At 46.1% G+C, this 19,669-nt stretch carries 14 protein-coding genes; 5 read left to right on the forward strand and 9 right to left on the reverse strand.

From position 1 onward, the window contains the following. Positions 1-104: 104 nt before the first annotated feature. The 3 genes from KIT90_RS20985 to KIT90_RS20995 form a co-directional block, all read right to left on the reverse strand. Positions 105-1,553: a lytic transglycosylase F gene (locus KIT90_RS20985; protein ID WP_285378523.1), complete on the reverse strand. Its 1,449-nt coding sequence runs from the start codon at positions 1,551-1,553 to the stop codon at positions 105-107. Between the two features lie 153 nt (positions 1,554-1,706). Then, complete coding sequence (locus tag KIT90_RS20990) at positions 1,707-2,423, reverse strand: oligogalacturonate-specific porin KdgM family protein (protein WP_020195684.1); 717 nt, start codon at positions 2,421-2,423, stop codon at positions 1,707-1,709. 71 nt (positions 2,424-2,494) lie between these two features. Continuing rightward, on the reverse strand, positions 2,495-3,754 hold the full coding sequence (locus KIT90_RS20995) for an alginate lyase family protein (protein ID WP_032802640.1): 1,260 nt from the start codon (positions 3,752-3,754) through the stop codon (positions 2,495-2,497). A 1,418-nt stretch (positions 3,755-5,172) separates the two neighbouring features. On the opposite strand from KIT90_RS20995, the gene KIT90_RS21000 reads away from it, so the two are divergent. From KIT90_RS21000 to KIT90_RS21015, 4 genes are all read left to right on the forward strand, one after another. Next, positions 5,173-6,954 carry a transporter gene (locus KIT90_RS21000; protein ID WP_270051041.1) on the forward strand — a complete coding sequence of 594 codons (1,782 nt, stop codon included), beginning with the start codon at positions 5,173-5,175 and terminating at the stop codon, positions 6,952-6,954. Between the two features lie 414 nt (positions 6,955-7,368). After that, positions 7,369-9,156 (forward strand): transporter, encoded by a 1,788-nt coding sequence (locus KIT90_RS21005; RefSeq protein ID WP_041055056.1) that lies wholly within the window; start codon positions 7,369-7,371, stop codon positions 9,154-9,156. A gap of 58 nt (positions 9,157-9,214) precedes the next feature. Beyond that, positions 9,215-10,831 carry a polysaccharide lyase 6 family protein gene (locus KIT90_RS21010; RefSeq protein WP_285378526.1) on the forward strand — a complete coding sequence of 539 codons (1,617 nt, stop codon included), beginning with the start codon at positions 9,215-9,217 and terminating at the stop codon, positions 10,829-10,831. A gap of 179 nt (positions 10,832-11,010) precedes the next feature. Beyond that, positions 11,011-11,967 carry an AEC family transporter gene (locus KIT90_RS21015; RefSeq protein ID WP_285378529.1) on the forward strand — a complete coding sequence of 319 codons (957 nt, stop codon included), beginning with the start codon at positions 11,011-11,013 and terminating at the stop codon, positions 11,965-11,967. 66 nt (positions 11,968-12,033) lie between these two features. Here KIT90_RS21015 and KIT90_RS21020 read toward each other — a convergent pair whose 3' ends face one another. Genes KIT90_RS21020 through KIT90_RS21040 form a run of 5 tightly spaced genes read right to left on the reverse strand, consistent with a single transcriptional unit; the run spans position 12,034 to position 16,585 of the window. Then, entirely contained in the window at positions 12,034-12,894 is an 861-nt protein-coding gene (locus tag KIT90_RS21020; RefSeq protein ID WP_285378530.1) for a (2Fe-2S)-binding protein, read from the reverse strand. Further along, positions 12,894-13,697, reverse strand: coding sequence for an ABC transporter ATP-binding protein (locus tag KIT90_RS21025; RefSeq protein ID WP_009705685.1), 804 nt, complete (start codon positions 13,695-13,697; stop codon positions 12,894-12,896). The genes KIT90_RS21020 and KIT90_RS21025 overlap by 1 nt, the downstream gene beginning before the upstream one ends. Further along, on the reverse strand, positions 13,697-14,659 hold the full coding sequence (locus tag KIT90_RS21030) for an iron ABC transporter permease (protein WP_199437307.1): 963 nt from the start codon (positions 14,657-14,659) through the stop codon (positions 13,697-13,699). Before KIT90_RS21030 ends, KIT90_RS21025 begins: the two co-directional genes overlap by 1 nt. Further along, entirely contained in the window at positions 14,659-15,642 is a 984-nt protein-coding gene (locus KIT90_RS21035; RefSeq protein ID WP_285378533.1) for an iron ABC transporter permease, read from the reverse strand. The genes KIT90_RS21030 and KIT90_RS21035 overlap by 1 nt, the downstream gene beginning before the upstream one ends. Next, positions 15,626-16,585, reverse strand: a complete 960-nt coding sequence (locus KIT90_RS21040; protein ID WP_285378534.1) for an ABC transporter substrate-binding protein — start codon at positions 16,583-16,585, stop codon at positions 15,626-15,628. The genes KIT90_RS21035 and KIT90_RS21040 overlap by 17 nt, the downstream gene beginning before the upstream one ends. A 142-nt stretch (positions 16,586-16,727) precedes the next feature. Here KIT90_RS21040 and KIT90_RS21045 point away from each other — a divergent pair, with 142 nt between their 5' ends. Continuing rightward, positions 16,728-18,872: a TonB-dependent receptor gene (locus KIT90_RS21045; protein ID WP_039987915.1), complete on the forward strand. Its 2,145-nt coding sequence runs from the start codon at positions 16,728-16,730 to the stop codon at positions 18,870-18,872. A gap of 88 nt (positions 18,873-18,960) precedes the next feature. Here KIT90_RS21045 and KIT90_RS21050 read toward each other — a convergent pair whose 3' ends face one another. Next, on the reverse strand, positions 18,961-19,662 hold the full coding sequence (locus KIT90_RS21050; protein WP_020195670.1) for a DUF1028 domain-containing protein: 702 nt from the start codon (positions 19,660-19,662) through the stop codon (positions 18,961-18,963). Between the last annotated feature and the right edge of the window lie 7 nt (positions 19,663-19,669).

A 19,669-nucleotide genomic window follows, 5' to 3' on the forward strand; every position in this document is an offset into this window, starting at 1 on the left:
TCGTCTCAAGCAATGCAATAAATACCCAAGAGGAGCACAGCGCTCCTCTTTTTTATTGTGCTTAAGCTATCTTGCGAATGTCTTTGCCGATGACCACTACCTCGTTAGTAATAGAGCTTAATGGTTTCGAGTTTGTATGGCGGATGAAGGTAAGGTTCGAGTTCGCTACGACGATTGTTGAGTCTCTCTAGCAGCTTGTAGGCAATAAAGTAATGGTTAATGTTGCTGACATAGCGTATCGGTTCTAGTCCGATGTATTGCCGCGTCACCACTTCCACATTGCCGAACCAAACATTGGGATCATACCCTTTTTCTTTGGCGATTCTTCTCATCTTCCTCATGTTACCCGGCCCTGCATTGTAAGCGGCAAGACAGAAGTAAATGATGTCGTTGTCGCTGATGTTGTCATCGTTAAAGAAGTACTTTCGAAGATAATGCATGTACTTCAAACCAGCGTGAATATTGGGTTCTTTCTCGTAGATATTGGAAATGTTGATGGCTCTATCTCTCGCCGTAGTCGGCAAGATCTGCATGATGCCCACCGCCCCTTTGTGAGAAATGACGTTTTGGTTCAATCCGGATTCTTGAAAGCCCTGAGCCAGCATCAACAGGTGGTTGAATTGATACTCCTGAGAATACGCGTAGAAGATATCTAACAATTCTTTAGAACGAACTGCATTGTCTCGGTTAAGGAACTTTCTCAACCATTTGTCGTTTTCGAGATACCTTTCATTGACCACATTGCCGAACAAAGTTCCTATGCGCACTTCCTTGATGAACTTGTTCACTGCCTCTTCTAGCTGAGGCGAATCTTGTCGTATTCCCCAGCCAATCTGGGCATTTTCTCTGATGGTGATTTGATTATGGAATGCCACGCCGGGAAAGATATTCCCCCACATCCCCGTCTTGTGGCGGTCGAGCACGGTGATATCGATAATGCCCGCACTGACCATTTCTAAGACCTCATAATCTTGCATGATCTCATCAAGAAATAAGATATTAATCAGCGGTTTGTTTTGTATCGTGAAGTAGTTATTTACCTTGGTTAGGCTCTTATGGTAACTCGAGCTTTCTCTCACCCAAACATCCAGTCCACTCAAATCATCCACGGTTTTGATGTCTGAGTATCTGGTGTTGGTAACAATGATTTCTGAGACGTTTTCTCTCACCGGATCGCTAAATGCAATCTGCTCTTTACGCTCATTGGTAATGGTTAGATTCGCGATAATGACGTCACCATAACCGGCAATCAATTTGGGGATGAGTTCGTTTCTTGCGACCGGAATAACCTGAATGTTGATCGCCTTTTTGTTCTTCCTTAAATAGCGTTCAAATTCATAAATAAGCTCAGAGATAATGCCTTTCGGCCTACCATTTTGGATGTAATAAAAACCCAGATCAGCAGACACCAAAATACGAACGGCTTTCTTTTCCTTTAGGGTATCTAAATCCCCCACGTAGGGATCAGACTTTAAAGGAGAGAGTTCCAATGCGGCACTGGTATGAGAGAAAGACCAAAGACACAGGACGATGCAAAGTATTTTACCCACCATGAGCTTATCCGTTCGCCAAATCATTAATGACAATTTTAGCAATAAAAGCTCACTGGCATGTCTTAGGTCTGAGCCTGACCTTGTTCGAAAACAAAAATAGCCCGCTTCGGGGGCGGGCTATTGGAAAGAATCTTAATTTATTTGTGGCTTGGATTAGAAGCTGTACGTCACACCAACACGGCTACGTAGCTGACGTGATGAGCTGTCATCACAAGAGCTGTTACATTGAACGTTACCGAATTCTACGTATGGACGCCAATCCCAACCTTTCTCTTTGTAGCCTAGTTTAAAGTTGTAGTCCCATTCGTACTTACCATCGCGGTTACCTAGCTTCCACTCATCGCTGAAGAAATCTTCTTTGTAGTTTGCTTCAAAACCAAATTGCCAAGCGTTCCAGTTGTAATCGATGTTACCCGTGATTTTACTCGCGTTCAGTGAATCATGTTGTTTACCGTCTAGACCTGTTGATGTTTTACCAGATGCGTAGTTGCGGAACTCGTGACGGTAGCGAAGCTTGGTTGTGATACCAGAATCGAATTTGTATTGAACACGAACCTGAGGTTTGTACGTTACGGCTTCGTCACCAAAGGTAATTGGCATCGATGTGGTTACACGCCAGTTATTATCAAATTTGAAGTGGTAGCCGTATTCGAATTCGCTATCACCACGCTGAAGCTCGCTCAAGTTGCCAGTGTGCTTCATCTCGACGCCGTAGTAATGGTTACCTGTGCTGCCACCAATTTTGATACGACCTGCCCACTGCTCTGAATCGTGTTTGTATTCTTCACGGAAGTCTAGTGACGCGGCTGAAATGCTACCTGCAAAAAGGGTTGTCGCGATCGCTAAAGCAATTTGTTTTTTAGAAGTCATAGTAATGTTCCACTGTAAATAAATTGTATTTCAAAGTGGCGACGCGCATACACGCCGCCCTTTTTAGGGTTTTATTGTTTTGGGTAAAGCAATTCGATATCGCGCTGAGCCCAAACTTCTGCCAAGTTCTTCTTCACTGTGAAGCGGCTAAAGTCAGTTTCGGTTGCCAGTTTCACCCACTCAGGTTTCTCCATCGCCACACCTGCTTTTAGGTAAATCGGTGTCATGCGCTCTACGCGGCGTGGATTGTCTTTCGCGGTGTATGGCCAGTCAGACGCAGGATCTTGATAAGTCGCCATTAGCTGAATACCTTGCGCTAATGAGCCACCTTTCTTGTTTTGGTAGTGCCATAGGTCGATGCCCACTTTGTCGCCGATTTGAGCGATGCCGACCAATGGATCTAAACTGAAGTAGTGGTAGTGGTATGCACGAGTACGTTCGATTTCATGAGGCTGAGAGCCGTCTTTTTCGAACTGAGTGTCTACGCGCATCTTGCCTTTTTGAACCATCTGTTTTGCGAGAGGCTCATTACCTAAGAAGTAAGCAATACTGGCGACTTGGAAGTCATACCAAGTGCCGTGGTTGTTTGCCGCAGCAGCTTCGCCTTTCGGGCCACCTGATAGGTCGTCAACAATCAACCAATCTAGGTATTCGCCGTACCATTGCGTGATTTGCTGTTCGTCTTTATCCGTCCAAGCAGGAGAAAGTGAAAGGATGGCGATCGAATCCAGCATGCGATCGGCCAGAGTACGTGTATCAATAATGCCGCCACGACGACCTTCTGCACGACCAGGTACGCCCTGACCGTAATTCACGTTCGGGTTCATCTTAGTTTCATCATTCATGAACCAAGTACGAACGTATTCGATACCTTGTTTTGCGTATTTCTCGTCTTGGCTGAAGTAATAAGCCAATGCCAATGCACGAACAGAACGAGTGAAGTGACCAATACGTTTAGAATCTGTTTCAGCTGTTTTGGAGGCTGGGTTGGTTTTGCCATCGTGACGAACCCAAGGAAGGCCATCTTCTTTCGATTCATCTGGCCACCAGTACGGGCTGATGCTCATGTAATCGTTTTTGCTACCACTTGGTGGCGTCATACCTTTCGCTGTTACCGTGAACGGGCCATCTTTCATCGCCAGTTCTGCTTCTTCAATAAGACGGTCGTACGCGTCTTTCATTGAATCGCTCGCTTTATCTGACTGTAAAACAGCGCGGTTTTGTTCAAGCGTTGCTTCATCAAGGAACACAAAGTCTGCAGCAAGAGTGTTAGCACTGAAAAGAATGGCGCTGAGGCAGGTTGCTAGATGTAGAGGTCGTAGGGGTTTCATTATTATCGGCCTTATATCTTGAGTTAAAATACTACAAATATAGTACCCAGCCGATTTTGAGCGTTCTGTGAATTAGATCTAATTGTATGATTTATCCACGCTATCAAACTTTGTTACAACCACCAAAGTTTACATTAACTTATTGATATTAAATATATTACCAACATTTACGGCTCATTAATTGTCTTAATATTTAGGCTAAAAATGTGCTCTACCGCATATTTTTGTACCAAATGAGTTCATTTTTATTTGTCATACAATATAATCATTTCAAGTTTTTGAGACACAGAACATCAAATTGCTATTGACGCGTACTTTTTCGCTCTGTCCTTTTCTACATAGAGTCCAATAACAGGTTAAGCATCGCTTGGTTATAGAGATGAAATGAGAAAGGCCGAGGCTATATAAGCAGAGGTCACTTATGTCAGGCTGAGACATAAGTGGGTAGAAGAATTAAGTAAGTAGAAGAAATAGCAATAGCAACAGAAGCAAAGTACAGCGAACAAGATGGATGCGACCAGTGAAACTTTCGACATTGAAGAATACTGTTTTGTCATCCCTACTCGCTGTTGCTCAAGTCTTGATGGTTCTAAGCAGCTTGTTATTGCTTCCAACGGTTGTGGTTCTCATTGGACTTAAGTGGCTGTAGCAGTTTGTCTTTTGTAACAGACAGTTATAGAGAAAAATCAACAGCCTGGTTTCGCTATCAATAGGTAGCAAGCCAAGGAAAACGCTTAACTGGTTATGACTAATTGAGTTTTTAGGAGTAGTTACTTAAGTGGGAAATGTTTAATACCAATCGGCATAAGTAAAGCGCCGAGATCGATCAGACGAGTATGATGACTTGTGTCGATTGGTATAGTTGCTCCCATATCATAACAACACTTTACAGAGCCTAGCTTTGTTGAACCTTGCAATGATTGTCGAAGATCTTACAGCGTAACGTGCTTAGCAGCGATGAGAGATATACCCCTCGAGTATCTTTCAGCTACATCCAGAACCTCGTTTCACTGTTCTATTGCAATCCAACAGAGCCCTTGGCTCAGACGGTATCAATACCGTTTTTCGCCCACGCATTACAGGCATGTCGTGGGCGTTTTTTTACCTGAAATAGTCATACAAATCTGACAATACTTCACACCTTCTTACGCCGTTATAACCCTTATTAACTAAGGCTATAAACGCTATTGAACCAATCGAGTGCACGCCAAAGTCATTGATAAGTTTTCGTGATATTGACTTGGTGCACCCTTCCCCTTTTGAGTGCAATGTCAATATCCGATCATGATCACTTGTATGATTATTGAAATGACCCATTCCGGATCATTCGTCACGCTTTTGAGTTATTGTACTACAAATAAGCAAACTGATAGTTAGTATTGCCTCAAGACATTAAATAACGATCAAAAGGTCTAAAGATGGAACTCAATACCCTTATTGTAGGCATCTACTTTCTATTCTTAATTGCAATAGGTTGGATGTTCAGAACGTTTACCAATACGACTAGTGACTATTTCCGAGGCGGCGGCAACATGCTTTGGTGGATGGTTGGTGCAACGGCCTTCATGACGCAGTTCTCTGCATGGACGTTTACTGGTGCTGCTGGTAAAGCTTATAACGATGGTTTCGCGGTTGCGGTTATCTTCCTAGCAAACGCATTCGGTTACTTCATGAACTTTGCTTATTTCGCACCAAAGTTCCGCCAGCTACGTGTAGTAACGGTAATTGAAGCGATTCGTATGCGTTTCGGCACCACGAACGAACAAGTCTTTACTTGGTCTTCCATGCCAAACAGTGTGGTATCTGCTGGTGTTTGGTTGAATGCACTGGCGATCATCGCTTCTGGTATTTTCGGCTTTGATATGACAGCAACCATCTGGATTACCGGTTTGGTGGTACTGATGATGTCAGTGACGGGTGGCTCTTGGGCAGTTATCGCGTCTGACTTCATGCAAATGGTGATCATCATGGCGGTAACAGTTACTTGTGCAGTTGTTGCGATCGTTCAAGGCGGCGGCATTACTGAAGTAATCAGTAACTTCCCTGTCGCAGAAGGCGGTTCTTTCGTCTCTGGTAACAACCTGAACTACCTAAGCATCTTTAGCATTTGGGCGTTCTTCATCTTTGTTAAGCAGTTCTCGATTACCAACAACATGTTGAACTCTTACCGCTACCTTGCAGCAAAAGACTCGAAAAACGCGAAGAAAGCGGCATTGCTAGCATGTGTTCTAATGCTAGGCGGTGTATTCATTTGGTTCATGCCTTCTTGGTACATTGCTGGTCAAGGCGTAGACCTATCAGCGGCTTACCCAGATGCAGGCAGCAAAGCAGGCGACTTCGCTTACCTTTACTTCGTACAAGAGTACATGCCAGCGGGTATGGTTGGACTTCTCGTAGCAGCAATGTTTGCCGCGACCATGTCTTCAATGGACTCAGGTCTAAACCGCAACTCTGGTATCTTCGTTAAAAACTTCTACGAACCAGTGATTCGCCGTGGCCAAGCATCAGAGAAAGAGCTGGTAACGGTATCGAAAATTACGTCAACGGTATTTGGTCTTGCCATCATCCTGGTTGCGCAATTCATCAACTCACTAAAAGGCCTGAGCCTGTTCGACACCATGATGTACGTTGGTGCCTTGATCGGCTTCCCAATGACAATCCCTGCATTCCTAGGCTTCTTTATTAAGAAAACGCCAGACTGGGCTGGTTGGGGCACGCTGATTGTCGGTGGTCTTGTCTCTTACGTTGTTGGTTTTGTTATCACTGCTGACATGGTTTCTTCAGCATTCGGTCTTGAACAGCTTACAGGCCGTGAATGGTCAGACGTTAAAGTCGCGATTGGTCTAGTTGGCCACATTACGCTAACGGGTGGCTTCTTCGTTCTATCAACGCTGTTCTACAAGCCTCTAACTGAGAAACGTCAGGCAGACGTAGATAAGTTCTTCGACAATCTATCGACACCACTTGTTGCTGAATCTGCAGAACAGAAAGTTCTTGATAACAAGCAACGTCAAATGCTTGGCAAACTTATCGCAGTCGCTGGTGTAGGCGTAATGCTGATGGCGCTACTACCAAACCCAATGTGGGGACGCTTAGTCTTCATCTTGTGTGGTGCCATTGTTGGTGGCGTTGGTCTACTACTTGTTAAAGCGGTTGACGACAACGGTACTCAAACCCAACAAGCGGTAACCGAAAGCTAAATCTACCTTATGAAGCGGTTGTACACAGCCGCTTCATTCTTCCCTTATCACTCAGGTCTATTTGTTTACTTTTTTGTTAAGTCCGTTGCGGTTGAGACATTAAATAACCAGCGAATTTAACAAAGAAATAATCATACAAAATAAGCAAAATGTATAACCAAAGTTTCTTGTTGAAACGATAAGCGAATGTAATTAACGGGGTTCCATACTGACAAAAATCATCATAAGTTATTGAATAATCGATTTTAAGTTCACAACCATCAGTTCGTGCAGATAGAAGCAGAAGAATGTACTGGGTCAAGCAGATTTCCAGTATTAATCACCTCATCACACAATTGAATTATTGTAGTACAAATAAATAATCAAACGGATAATATATCTGGCAGAAATCAATGACTATGAGAAGGTCGAAAAATGGAACTCAATACCCTGATTGTTGGCATCTATTTCCTATTCCTCATTGCGATAGGCTGGATGTTTAGAACATTTACAAGTACCACCAGTGACTACTTCCGCGGGGGCGGCAACATGCTGTGGTGGATGGTAGGCGCAACGGCGTTTATGACCCAGTTCAGTGCTTGGACCTTTACTGGTGCGGCCGGTAAAGCGTACACCGATGGCTTCGCTGTAGCGACTATCTTCTTAGCGAATGCGTTCGGTTACTTAATGAACTACCTGTACTTCGCACCGAAATTCCGCCAGCTGCGCGTTATCACGCCGATTGATGCGATTCGCATGCGCTTTGGTCGCTTTAACGAGCAAGTATTCACTTGGTCTGGCATGCCAAGCAGTGTGATTTCTGCGGGTATCTGGTTGAATGGTTTGGCGATCATCGCATCGGGCATTTTCGGCTTCGATATGACAACCACCATTTGGATCACGGGTTTAGTGGTACTGATGATGTCCGTAACGGGCGGCTCTTGGGCGGTTATCGCATCTGACTTTATGCAGATGGTCATCATCATGGCAGTAACGGTGACGTGTGCAGTGGTTGCGGTCGTAAAAGGCGGCGGTATTACAGAAATCATTGCGAACTTCCCTGTTCAAGAAAACGGGTCTTTCGTAACCGGTAACAACCTGAACTACCTCAGTATTTTTGGTATCTGGGCAGTGTTCATTTTCTTAAAGCAGTTCTCTATCAACAACAACATGTTGAACTGTCACCGTTACCTAGCGGCAAAAGACTCTAAGAACGCAAAGAAAGCTGCACTACTTGCGTGTGTACTAATGACAGTGGGCGTATTGATTTGGTTTACCCCTTCTTGGTTCATTGCAAGCCAAGGTGTCGACCTATCGGCGCACTACCCAGATGCAGGTTCAAAAGCAGGTGATTTTGCTTACTTGTACTTTGTTGAGAAATACATGCCAGCTGGCATGGTTGGTCTGCTGATTTCAGCGATGTTTGCAGCGACGATGTCGTCAATGGACTCAGGTTTGAACCGTAACTCAGGCATCTTCGTGATGAACTTCTACTTGCCGATTCTGCGCCCGAACGCGACAGAAAAAGAGCTGATGATCGTATCGAAAATCACCTCTACCTTCTTCGGCATCGCGATCATCTTGATTGCCCTGTTCATCAACTCGCTAAAAGGTCTGAGCCTGTTCGACACCATGATGTACGTTGGCGCGTTGATTGGTTTCCCAATGACGATTCCTGCGTTCTGTGGCTTCTTCATCAAGAGAACACCGGACTGGGCTGGCTGGGGCACATTGGTGGTAGGTGGCATCGTGTCTTACACGGTTGGTTTTGTCATCACACCGGAAATGATTCAAAACTGGTTTGATCTTCAGCCTCTAACAGGTCGTGAATGGTCAGATCTAAAAGTTGCGGTTGGTTTGATTGGTCACTTGGTGTTTACCGCAGGCTTCTTTGCTCTATCGACACTGTTCTACAAACCGCTTGAAGAGAAACGCCAACAAGACGTTGACCGCTTCTTCAATAACTTAGCAACACCGTTGGTTTCTGACTCAACGGAACAGAAAAAACTGGATAACAAACAACGCCAAATGTTGGGTTCGTTGATTGCGGTGTCTGGTGTGGGTGTGATGGCGATGTTCTTACTGCCTAACCCATTCTGGGGACGCATGATTTTCGTGTTCTGTGGTGTGATTGTTCTTGGCGTCGGCGTGGCGCTGATGAGAGCAGTCGATGGCAACGCAGAGCGCGCTTCTGAGGGGGCTCCAATAACGGAGAACTCATAACGAGAAACAAGCGGTTGAGTATTCAACCGCTTTTTGTGCTTCTACAAAGAGATACATTATGAAAAAAACAATGCTTGCTGGCGTGGTTGCCGCGTCCATTTCTGCCCTAACCCTAGTAGGTTGTAACACTTCACCTTCTCAAACTACGGAAGCTGCGGCTCCCGCTGTTGTTGAAACCGCAGTGAATGACATCACTCGCGATTACTTGCTTGCTACGGATCGCTTAAACACAGTAGATGGCAGCGCACTTGAAGCGCAATCAGCAGACGCTGTGCAAGCATTGAAACAACAGATGGAGAATGCCGAAGGCGGTACAACAATCACGATTCCTGCGGGTAAATACGCAGATCTTGATATCGTCACGGTAAAAACCAACGACATTACCATCAAGGCGGAGCAACCTGGCAGCGTTTGGCTGACGGGTTTGGCTCAGCTTCGCCTTGAAGGTAACAACATCACTGTCGACGGTTTGGTATTTACCGAAGGCGGCCCTGCTGAACGTTTCGGTGGCGTGCGTATGATGGGTAACAACAACACTTTGCAAAACTCTACGTTCTACTACTTCAACCACGCTTACGAATACCAACCGGACGAACGTCGCTCTGAATACCCGAAATACTTGTGGGTTTCACTTTGGGGTAAAGATGGCAAGGTGATCAATAACCGTTTTGAAGGTAAGCAAAAGCGCGGCACCTTAATTGGCGTACAAAAAGACGACACACCAGATAACCACCTTATTGCTAACAACATTTTCTTGGACCAAAAACCAAACCAGTTCAATGAATTCGATATCAAAGAAGCGATTCGCTACAACGGCAACAGCTGGGAAGCGATTCGAATTGGTGACTCTAAATCTTCTCAATGGGCATCAAACTCTAAGTTCACCAACAACCTGATGATTGATATGGATGGTGAGCGTGAGCTGATTTCGATTAAGTCAGGCGGCAATGAAATCTCTGGCAACACCATCTTTGAAAGTGCCTCTCTGATTTCTCTTCGTCACGGTAAAGCGAACGTGGTGAAAGACAACGTGATTCTAGGTAATGAAAAACTGCTGACTGGCGGTATGCGTATTTACGATGAAGACCACGTGATTGAGAACAACTACATCACTGGCACACGCGGTCGTGATGGCAAGATTGAAGGCAATGCGGATCTACGCGGCGGCATCGTGATCAATACCGGCATAATTGATGTAGCAAACGGCGAGAAGCTAGACCAAGCAGTGAAAGGCAAAGAGCTCAACAAGCAATGGACACCAAAGAACATCACCATTCGTAACAACACCCTTGTGGATACGGAATGGGGCATTGTCTACGGCAACCAAACGCACCGTGTGAGCCTGTTCAACAACAGTGAAGTAAAGAACATTTTCGCTGGCGTGGACGTTCACTTCGACAGCAACGTGGTTGATAACCACCAGCAAGAGCAATTCGTTAGCGTACGCGCGACAGAAGAGTTGCCGCTGGTGAATCCTACTTACAACAACGAAGTGTACGTCGGCACGGTGACTAACGCAGAACAAATCGCTTCTTACTCGGTAGAACTACCAAAAAGCGAACAAATGAAAGGCTTTACTCAATACCAAGGTGTTGGTGCAGATACGAGCAAGCTGTCTGTAGTAACGGCGGAAACAGCAGGGCCTGATTACCTCCTTTCAAACGCTCAAAAGTAATTCTGCTTTAGAGTTTGCTTCCAGTCTGGTGATACAAGCCAGACTGGTTTTCCTCTCCTTTCACCAGTAACCCCACAATAACTGAAGAAAATTTCACCACCCTACTGTCTCCCAAGATTGAGTTGTGGTTTAATTGTATGACAATTATAAAACTCTTTTCTTTTGCTGCGGATACACTCATGGATGCTGTTTTACATCAGTTGCAATTCTCATTGTCGATCACTGGCCCCATCTGCTTAATGCTGGTATTGGGCGTTATCTTCAAACGCATTGGGCTTATCAACGACAACTTTATCGAAGTCGGTTCTAAGCTGGTATTTCAGGTCACGCTACCTGCGATGTTGTTCTTGAGTATCGTCGCGTCTGAGCACGATTTCTCCGCAGCCAGCGGCTTCGTCAATTACGGCATTGTTGCCAGCATCGCGTTTTTCATCTTCACTTTTATCTCCGTTAAAGTGTTCTTCAAATCATCACCCGACCAAGGCGTTTTAATCCAAGGTGGCTTTCGCGCCAATACGGGCATCATCGGCATTGCGTATGTGGCGAACGCTTACGGCTCACAAGGTGTCGCTCTTGCCGCCCTTTATGTTGCTGTAACCACCTTTATCTATAACGTGCAAGCCGTGATTTGTTTGTCTCCAAAAGGCGCAACGTCTGGCTCTCAAGCCGCCAAAATGATGGTAAGAACCTTAACGCGCAACCCACTGATCATCGCAATTGTCTCGGGCATGGTGTTCTACCTTCTGTCGATTCCGGTTCCGGATGTGGCGATTGATGCCGGTAACTATCTATCGAAGATGACGCTTCCCCTTGCCCTCTTGTGTACCGGTGGCTCACTCGATTTAAGTTTGATGAAGAAAGAGAAAGGACCGTCTTGGTTTGCTAGCAGCTACAAACTGATCGTTGCTCCTATCGTGATTACCACAGGCGCGTATTTAGTTGGCTTTAGAGGGATTGAGCTTGGCATTCTGTTCTTTATGAACGCCTCTCCTGTGGCGGCAGCAAGTTATGTTATGGCACGTTCGATGGGAGGAAACTCCGTCTTAGCAGCGAACATCATTGCTTTAACGACCGTACTTTCAACAGTGACTTGTACCGTAGGGATTGTGATTTTAAAAGCGTATGGCTTGATTTAGAACGGCGATTCTCAATTGGAAAATCGCCGATGAAAGAAGGGATATCAACAAGCGGTGCAGGCAAAGCTATGCGATGGCACTAAGCAGCTTGTTACGCATGATATTTTCTTGGATTTCTGAATCGTGCAAGTTACAGGTTGAGCACTTGTCTTTACCTTCAATTTTGTATTTCAGACAGCACGTTTCTCTTCTCACATAGAGCTTTTGAAAACCATTAAAGGTCACCTTTTTCACTGCGTTTAACTCACCGCCTTTTGGTGTTACCGCGTTAAATAGGTTTTGTTGCCACTCTGACGCCGCTTGCACGTCCAGATCTAACGTGTCATTGGCTAATGGCTGATGCGCAAGTTTAGAAAACGCCAAATCACACGCGTACAAGGCATTTCCCCAAAACACTTTCGGGCTAACTTTCTGCTTTTTGTACAACGGCACCAATGGCTCAGAGAGCGTCGTAATAACTTGCGCGAGTTTCTCGTCTAAGGCCAGTTCCGATTCCACTTGCATTGCGTTTTCGTTGCCAGCCTCAAGAGCAAAGAAAGGCGTCGCATTCGACACCTCAATGCTTGCGACACGATGGTCTTCACCAATGGTGAGATACAGATCATCAAGTGTTAACTGCAACACACGATCAAACACTACACGGTGACCGACCAGCGACGTGAGCAAAATTGCGTTGAACACTTTCTGCCAGATAGGCACGGCAAATGGCAGCTTTGCCTCAATAGAGTTTGCGTAATCTTGCACAACGGCAGGAAACTCACGCTCAAACCATTCACTGGCTTTAGTGCCTTTCGGCTGTTCAACAAAACGTAAGCGGAAGAAAGGTTCGTGTCGATTCAAGATGGCTTGCTGCTCACTGATACTCAGCGTTTTAACATTCTCAGGCAAAGCCACCAAAGTACGAAACTGATTAAACAGGTTTTCCATTAACGCACTTCCTCACGAACATAAGCTTTTGGTAAACAGTAAACGTAGCCATCAATGACTTCCATTTTCCCTTCCACTTTAAACACCGATTCAAGGGTCGATTCAGTGAGCACATCCAAAGGCGCTCCCTGTTTTAAGATCTGACCTTTTTTCATTAGTACCAGTTCATCGCAGAACTGTGCAGCTTGGCTCAGCTCATGGAGAACATAAACGATGGTTAAGTTGCGTTCCTTGTTCAACTTATCGAGCACTTCGAGTAGCTCGAGTTGGTGACCTAAATCGAGATAACTGGTTGGTTCATCCAGCAATAACCACTGAGCTTCTTGCGCCAAACACATCGCCAGCCAAACGCGCTGACGCTCACCACCCGACAATGTACTCACTACACGCTTTTCGTAACCAGCCAACCCGACAGAAGCAAGTGATTCAGTAATCACTTCTTGGTCACGCTCACTGTTGCCCTGATACCACTTGCGATGAGCAACACGACCAAGCGCAACAAGTTGCTCAACCAAGACACCTTCTGGTGCCGTAGGATGTTGAGGCAGAATCGCAATGTGCTTAGCGAGATCTTTAAGCTTCCATTGGTTAAGCGCTTTGCCTTTAAAAGTCACGTCGCCTTTTTTCGCTTTTATCGCACCGGTTAAGGTCTTCATCAGCGTACTTTTACCGCACCCATTTGGGCCAATGAACGCCGTTACCTTACCTTCTTGAAGACGGATGTTCACATCGTTCAAGATCATCGTATCGTTGTAGCCTGAGGTGAGCGATTGCCCTTCAAGCCCTTTTGAAGATAGGGTCATTATGAGTGTTTCCTTAACAAGAAGAGGAAAAATGGCACACCAAGCAGTGCGGTAATCACACCCGCTGGAATTTCGGTTGGGAACAGTAAGTGTTTGGCTAAAACATCTGAAAGTGCGAGGAAGCCAGCGCCGAAAATCAAAGTCGTGAACATGGTTCGCAAAGGATCATTCGCACTGAGCAAACGTGCAATGTGCGGAATCACCAATCCCACAAAACCAATCGGCCCAACCGCTGAAACGGCAGGCGCAGTAATAAATACCGTGCCTAATAAAATCCCCAAACGCAGCAAAGCACCGTTGATACCAATACCACGCAAAATCGCGTCATCGTAGCGTACCCATTTTAGTGGCAAATACACCAAAGCAATGAACGCTAAACAGGCCAAGAACCAAGGCAGAAGATAACTTACTTGCTCCCAACCTCGTCCATACATACCACCCGCCATCCATTGCAATGCGATGTCGGTTTTACCCTGACCAATAGTGAAGATCAGCGCCGAACTCAACGCACCAAGAATCGCCGTAATCGCCACACCTGTGAGTAGAGTGAGACTGGTATTTCCGATTCTGCTAACGATCAAAACAGGAATCGCGCTGAGCAAACCTCCCGCCATTGAGAACAGCAACAACGCGCTTTCTGTGGTGATATTCCAATTAAACCAAGCAGGTAGCAAAATCGCACAAACGGCACCAAGAGAAGCACCAGCGTTCACACCTAAAATACCGCTGTCTGCCAACGGGTTTTTAAGGGTGGTTTGCAGCAATAAGCCTGATACTGCCAGCATCATACCTGCCATTATCGCCAGCAAAAACCTTGGTAGGGTTAGCGACCAAAATGGGTGGTAAGTACCATGAGTAATAAACAGCTCGCCTGCTTGTCTAAGCTCTGAGTTAGAGGCGATAAACAACGCAGGAGCAAACACCAGCAATGCCAAGCAAGGGAATAGGAAACGTGTTTTCATTAATTCCCTCTCAGCTTACGGACAATCAACATAAGAAACCAAGGCGCACCTAATGTCGCGGTAATGACGCCAATAGGAATTTCCAACGGCATAAGTAGGGTTCGAGAAAGAAGGTCCGCTGCGGTGACGAGTGCCGCACCAATCACAGCTGCGCCGCCAAGCCCCAACCCCATCATGCGAGCGAGATGAGGGGCAACAAGGCCGACAAAACCAACAGGACCAAATGCACCAACCGCAACCGCAGTAAGCACAACAGAAACAAAACCAAACGCCAATCTATAACGGTTAATTGCGATACCTAGACCACGAGCAACCGTGTCATCCAGTAGTAAGTAACTACGCTGTCGATGTGTAACCGCAAGCAAGATAAACGCAGGAATGACGGTGTAGATAAGCGGCGTAAACACTGACCAATTCGCGCCTGCGTTACTGCCCGTTAACCAGAAAAACAGTGACTCACTGTCTACGCGATCCGACAACAGAATGTAGGTCACCGCTGCTTGGCAAAACGCACTCACAGAAATACCAGCTAACGCCAAACGCGCTGGTGTGACGCCCTGTTTCCAACTGATGGATAAGGTAATGGCACCGCCAAGCAAACCACCCACTATCCCCCAAAACAACGTTGGCAATGGCAGCAAAAACATGGTCGCCGTCAACACGCTAAGCGCTGCGCCAGACATCACACCGGTCAGGTTTGGAGACGCTAACGGGTTGCGAACGATGTCTTGCATGAGCGAGCCGGATACCGCCAACGCCGCCCCACCAAAGAGTGCGATTAAGGTGCGAGGTAAACGTAGTTCCCAAAACACTAAAGATGCTTGGCTGCTTGAATCAGAAATCAAAAACGCCATGATCTGCTGGGCATCAAAATGGTAAATGCCACTCGACAAAGACACATAAACCACAGCTAGTAACAAAGCCGTCGCCAAACTGCGAACCATCACCGCACTTGGTTTGGTTATCCTAAGAACATGAGCCATTGATCACCTCATAAACTCGTTCAACAGAAGGCGCAGGGAAAAGATCGGGATACACTTTGTGGGCGATATCCATCGCAACCCAAATTCGTGAAAGCGGCCCTTCTGGCTCTCGCCATGTCATATCAACCAAGTAAACTCGATTGTTCTTCACCGCTTTTAGGCTTTGCCAAATTTTCGATTCGGTAAATTGTGGCTCGGCGTTCTGGTACATAAAAATCACATCGGGATCGAGTTTCACCAACCACTCAAGACCCACTTGCCCAGAAAAAGGCGTTTTCGTCGCGTACGGCGAGTCACCATTCGCACTTCGGATATTCAATTTTTCCATAAGAGCGACGGACATAAAGTGTGAGTAGTATGCTCGCGGAGTGACGCCTGCACTTGTCAGAAATAAACCAGAAAACTGTCTATTACCGAGCTTTAATTGCATTTCATCAAGAAAAGCCTGAAAACACATGTTTAGTGATTTTCCTTGCTCTTCTCGCCCCATTGCCATGCTTGCACGCTCTACCGCAGAAAAACTGTCTTCTAAAGTAATCAAATCAAAACCGAGAGGCGGTGCGATTTCGACGAAGCGCTGATAGTAAGGCTCTAACATTCGCCCCAAACCAACGACCAAATCTGGCTTAACATCGTACAAAGCTTCAAAGCTGGTTCTTGAACGATTACCAAGACTTGGCACGTCATTTAAAGCAGAGAGATAAGGAGGAAAACCACCAGGATAATCGGATACACCAACAGGCTTCTCACCCATTGCCATTACTAGCTCTGCACCAAAAGTAGACACGCTTGCAACACGCGGAAAATGGGTCACATTCGACGTCGATATCGTATGGTCTAGATCATCGACAACTGATGCGTTTAATCCACTTGCATAAGCAAGCTGAATAGACAGCATTTGACTAATTATTGAAATGATAACGACTGCAGTAAAATTGCTCATTAAATGACAAATGATAATTATTGATATTTACATTACTTCTTTGCGTGCTAGACTACCACGCAATTACAAAGTGCTCAATAATCGCTAGCTAAATCGATTTATTAACAAGTTTATAAAAGACAACTTTTAGTTGCAGGAAGTTATGAAACTCAAACTATCTAAGCTAAATATTGCAGTGGTAAGTGCAATTACTCTTTCATCTTTCGGCGTTTCAGCAGAAAGTAACGACGAAGTCCAAGCAATGGAAACAATGGTTGTTACCGCAAGCCGTTCTCAACAGCTGCTTAACGACGTTCCTCGCTCTGTGACCGTTATCGATCAAGAACAACTTCAGTCTCAGTTAAACCAAAGCCGCAGCATCAACGATGTGCTTTCAACGTTGGTTCCGGGTATGGGTACTTCTGTTCACGGTAACCTGAGCAGCAAAGGTCAAAACCAAATCCGTGGTCGTCGTGTTCTGCTACTGATTGACGGCGTTGCACAAAACAACAGCTTCCTAGACTTCGGCCAAGAGTTGTCGGCCATTGATCCACAAAACGTAGAGCGTATCGAAGTTATCCGTGGTGGTTCTGCGGTTTACGGCCTTGGCGCACAGGGCGGTATCATCAACGTGATCACCAAAATGCCAGAAGAAGGCGCAGTAGAATACCGCACTAAAGTTGGCACAAGCTTCCAAGAGTTTGGTAGCGATGCGTTCACTTGGAACGTGTACCAAGAAGCGACTGGCGGTGATGAGAAAGATCAATGGCGTTTAGGTCTGGGTTACGAGCAACGTGGCGGCAGCTACGATGCTAACGGTGACCGCCTACCTTCGGTAAACAACGAAGATGACATGGACAACCTAAACGTAAACGGCGTTTGGAACCGTAACATCGACGAAGATCGTTCACTGACTTTGACTGTTGGCGTTCGTAACATTACTGACAACGACGGCTGGTGTGCAGCAAATGGCGATGCAGCTAACGGCAAACCTGCAGAAGCGGTTCACTGTGGCCCAGGTTACAACAACGGCGTAGCAGGCAAAGATGGCGCGAAACCAAATGACGTGACACGTACGTTCGCTAACTACCAAGCGCGTTACCAAGATCTGGGCTTTAGCCTAGGTATGCTCGACGTAACGGGTTACTGGATGGCTCAGGACACTGAGACGTTCACGCTTGCGATGAAAGACAAGAACCCAAATTCTCCAACCTTTGGTCAAACGCTATACGGCCACAACGAGACAGATTTTGATCGTTTCGGCGTGAAAGCCAACATCTCTAGCCAAATTGATTGGGCATTCGTGACTTGGGGTATGGACGTTGAACAACAGTCGTTCAAACAGCCAAACAGCGTCGGTTTCTACAATAACACACCGGATGTAGAGCAGTTTGCTATCGCACCATTCGCACAGTTCATCACTGACGTAAGCGACAACACGGTTCTTTCTTACGGTATCCGTTACGAGTACGTACGTCTAAGCGTGGATGATTTCACGGTAGGTAACACGCACAACAATGCAGGTGATCAAGTTCAAGGCGGTGATCCGTACTTTGACGAGTTCCTATTCAACATTGGTGTGACACACGATCTGACCGACAACCACCAGCTGTTTGCGTCTTTCGCGCAAGGTATGTCAACGAACGAAGCACTACGTGACATTCGTTCTGGTAACAGCTCAACCGTTGAAGGTGCTATCAAGCCAATTACTACTGACAACTACGAAGTGGGTGTGCGCGGTTTCCTTGGTGAAGCAGACTACTCTCTTGCTGCGTTCTACAGCGAATCTGACCTAGGTTCGACACTGAACGTAAACGAAGCAGGCGATGCGCTAGAAAGTACTCGTGCACCAGAAAAAGTTTGGGGTGCGGAAGCAACGCTTGGTTACAGCATTCTTGCTAACCTTCGTACAGACAGCACAATTTCTTGGCAAGAAGGTGAGCGTAAACTTAACGAAGACAGCGGTTGGGAACCACTAGACGGCACGCGTATCGCACCATTGAAAGTAACGTCTGTTATCAGTTACGACGCTTACGAATTCGGTCGCTACAACATGACGCTGGTTTACTCAGGCAACCGTGATAAAGAAGATGAAATCACTTCTGGCGCGAAATACGCAGTAGACAGCTACTTCGTTGCAAACGCTGGTGTGGACTACGATCTTCCGTTCGGTACGTTAAGCTTCGCTGTAGAAAACCTATTCAACGAAGACTACATGACGGCGTACGCGCAATCAGAGCGTAACAACTCGCGTTACTACAACGCACCGGGTCGCCGCTTCCACTTGAACTACGAAGTGAAGTACTAATCCCTCACCTCGTTAAGATATGAAAAAGCCGAACAGTGATACGCTGTTCGGCTTTTTTGTTTTTGTCTCTGAACAAATCTCAGAAAAACTATTGATTCGGCAATCCGTTGAGAAACTCTTGGAAGCTCGGCGCTTGTACGCGGCTCAGTACCTTTCTCATGTCTTCAATCAAACTATCGTCAGACCAATCAACGCGAATATCAATCGGCGCTTGCGTGTAGCTTTCAATACGAAGCGAAGCAGAATACGTACCGCGCTTATCGCCACCCGCTTCCAATGCGGCTTCTAGTGCAGTAATGAGCACTTCCGCTAACCTTGCTTCGTAGTTATCACGATATTGAGGTTTGTCCCCTGCTCTCACTTGATCGGCATTCAGCATTGTCTGAGCCATAAATGAATCCGCAAAAGCTTCAATAACCGCATCACTTTCTAGCATGTTGCCTGCGACGGCGAGATCTTGAAAAGCAAGAGAACCCACGTGCGCGATATTCTCTTCACCATTGATAAACGCCGCGTGGCCGTGTTTATCCATTACCATGCATTGGCGCTTAGCAAATTCAGCATCGCCCTCTTTCAAACGCTCAACCACATCATGGCAACAAAGCCCTTGAGATAACCATCGCTTGGCATTGTCGGCATACCAAGGGTTAGTAAACAAACCTTGGGTTGCACAGGCGCCAATCCCGCGCCAGCTGTGGTTTACGTAACCACCAACGGCAACGCCGCCAGTGGCTGTAATGGAAGCCGATAACCCTGTTTCTGGGTTAACGTGTATAAGTGAAATCGTCATAGATTCT

Source organism: Vibrio sp. B172a (assembly GCF_030248355.1).
GTDB classification, from domain to species: Bacteria; Pseudomonadota; Gammaproteobacteria; order Enterobacterales; family Vibrionaceae; genus Vibrio; species Vibrio owensii.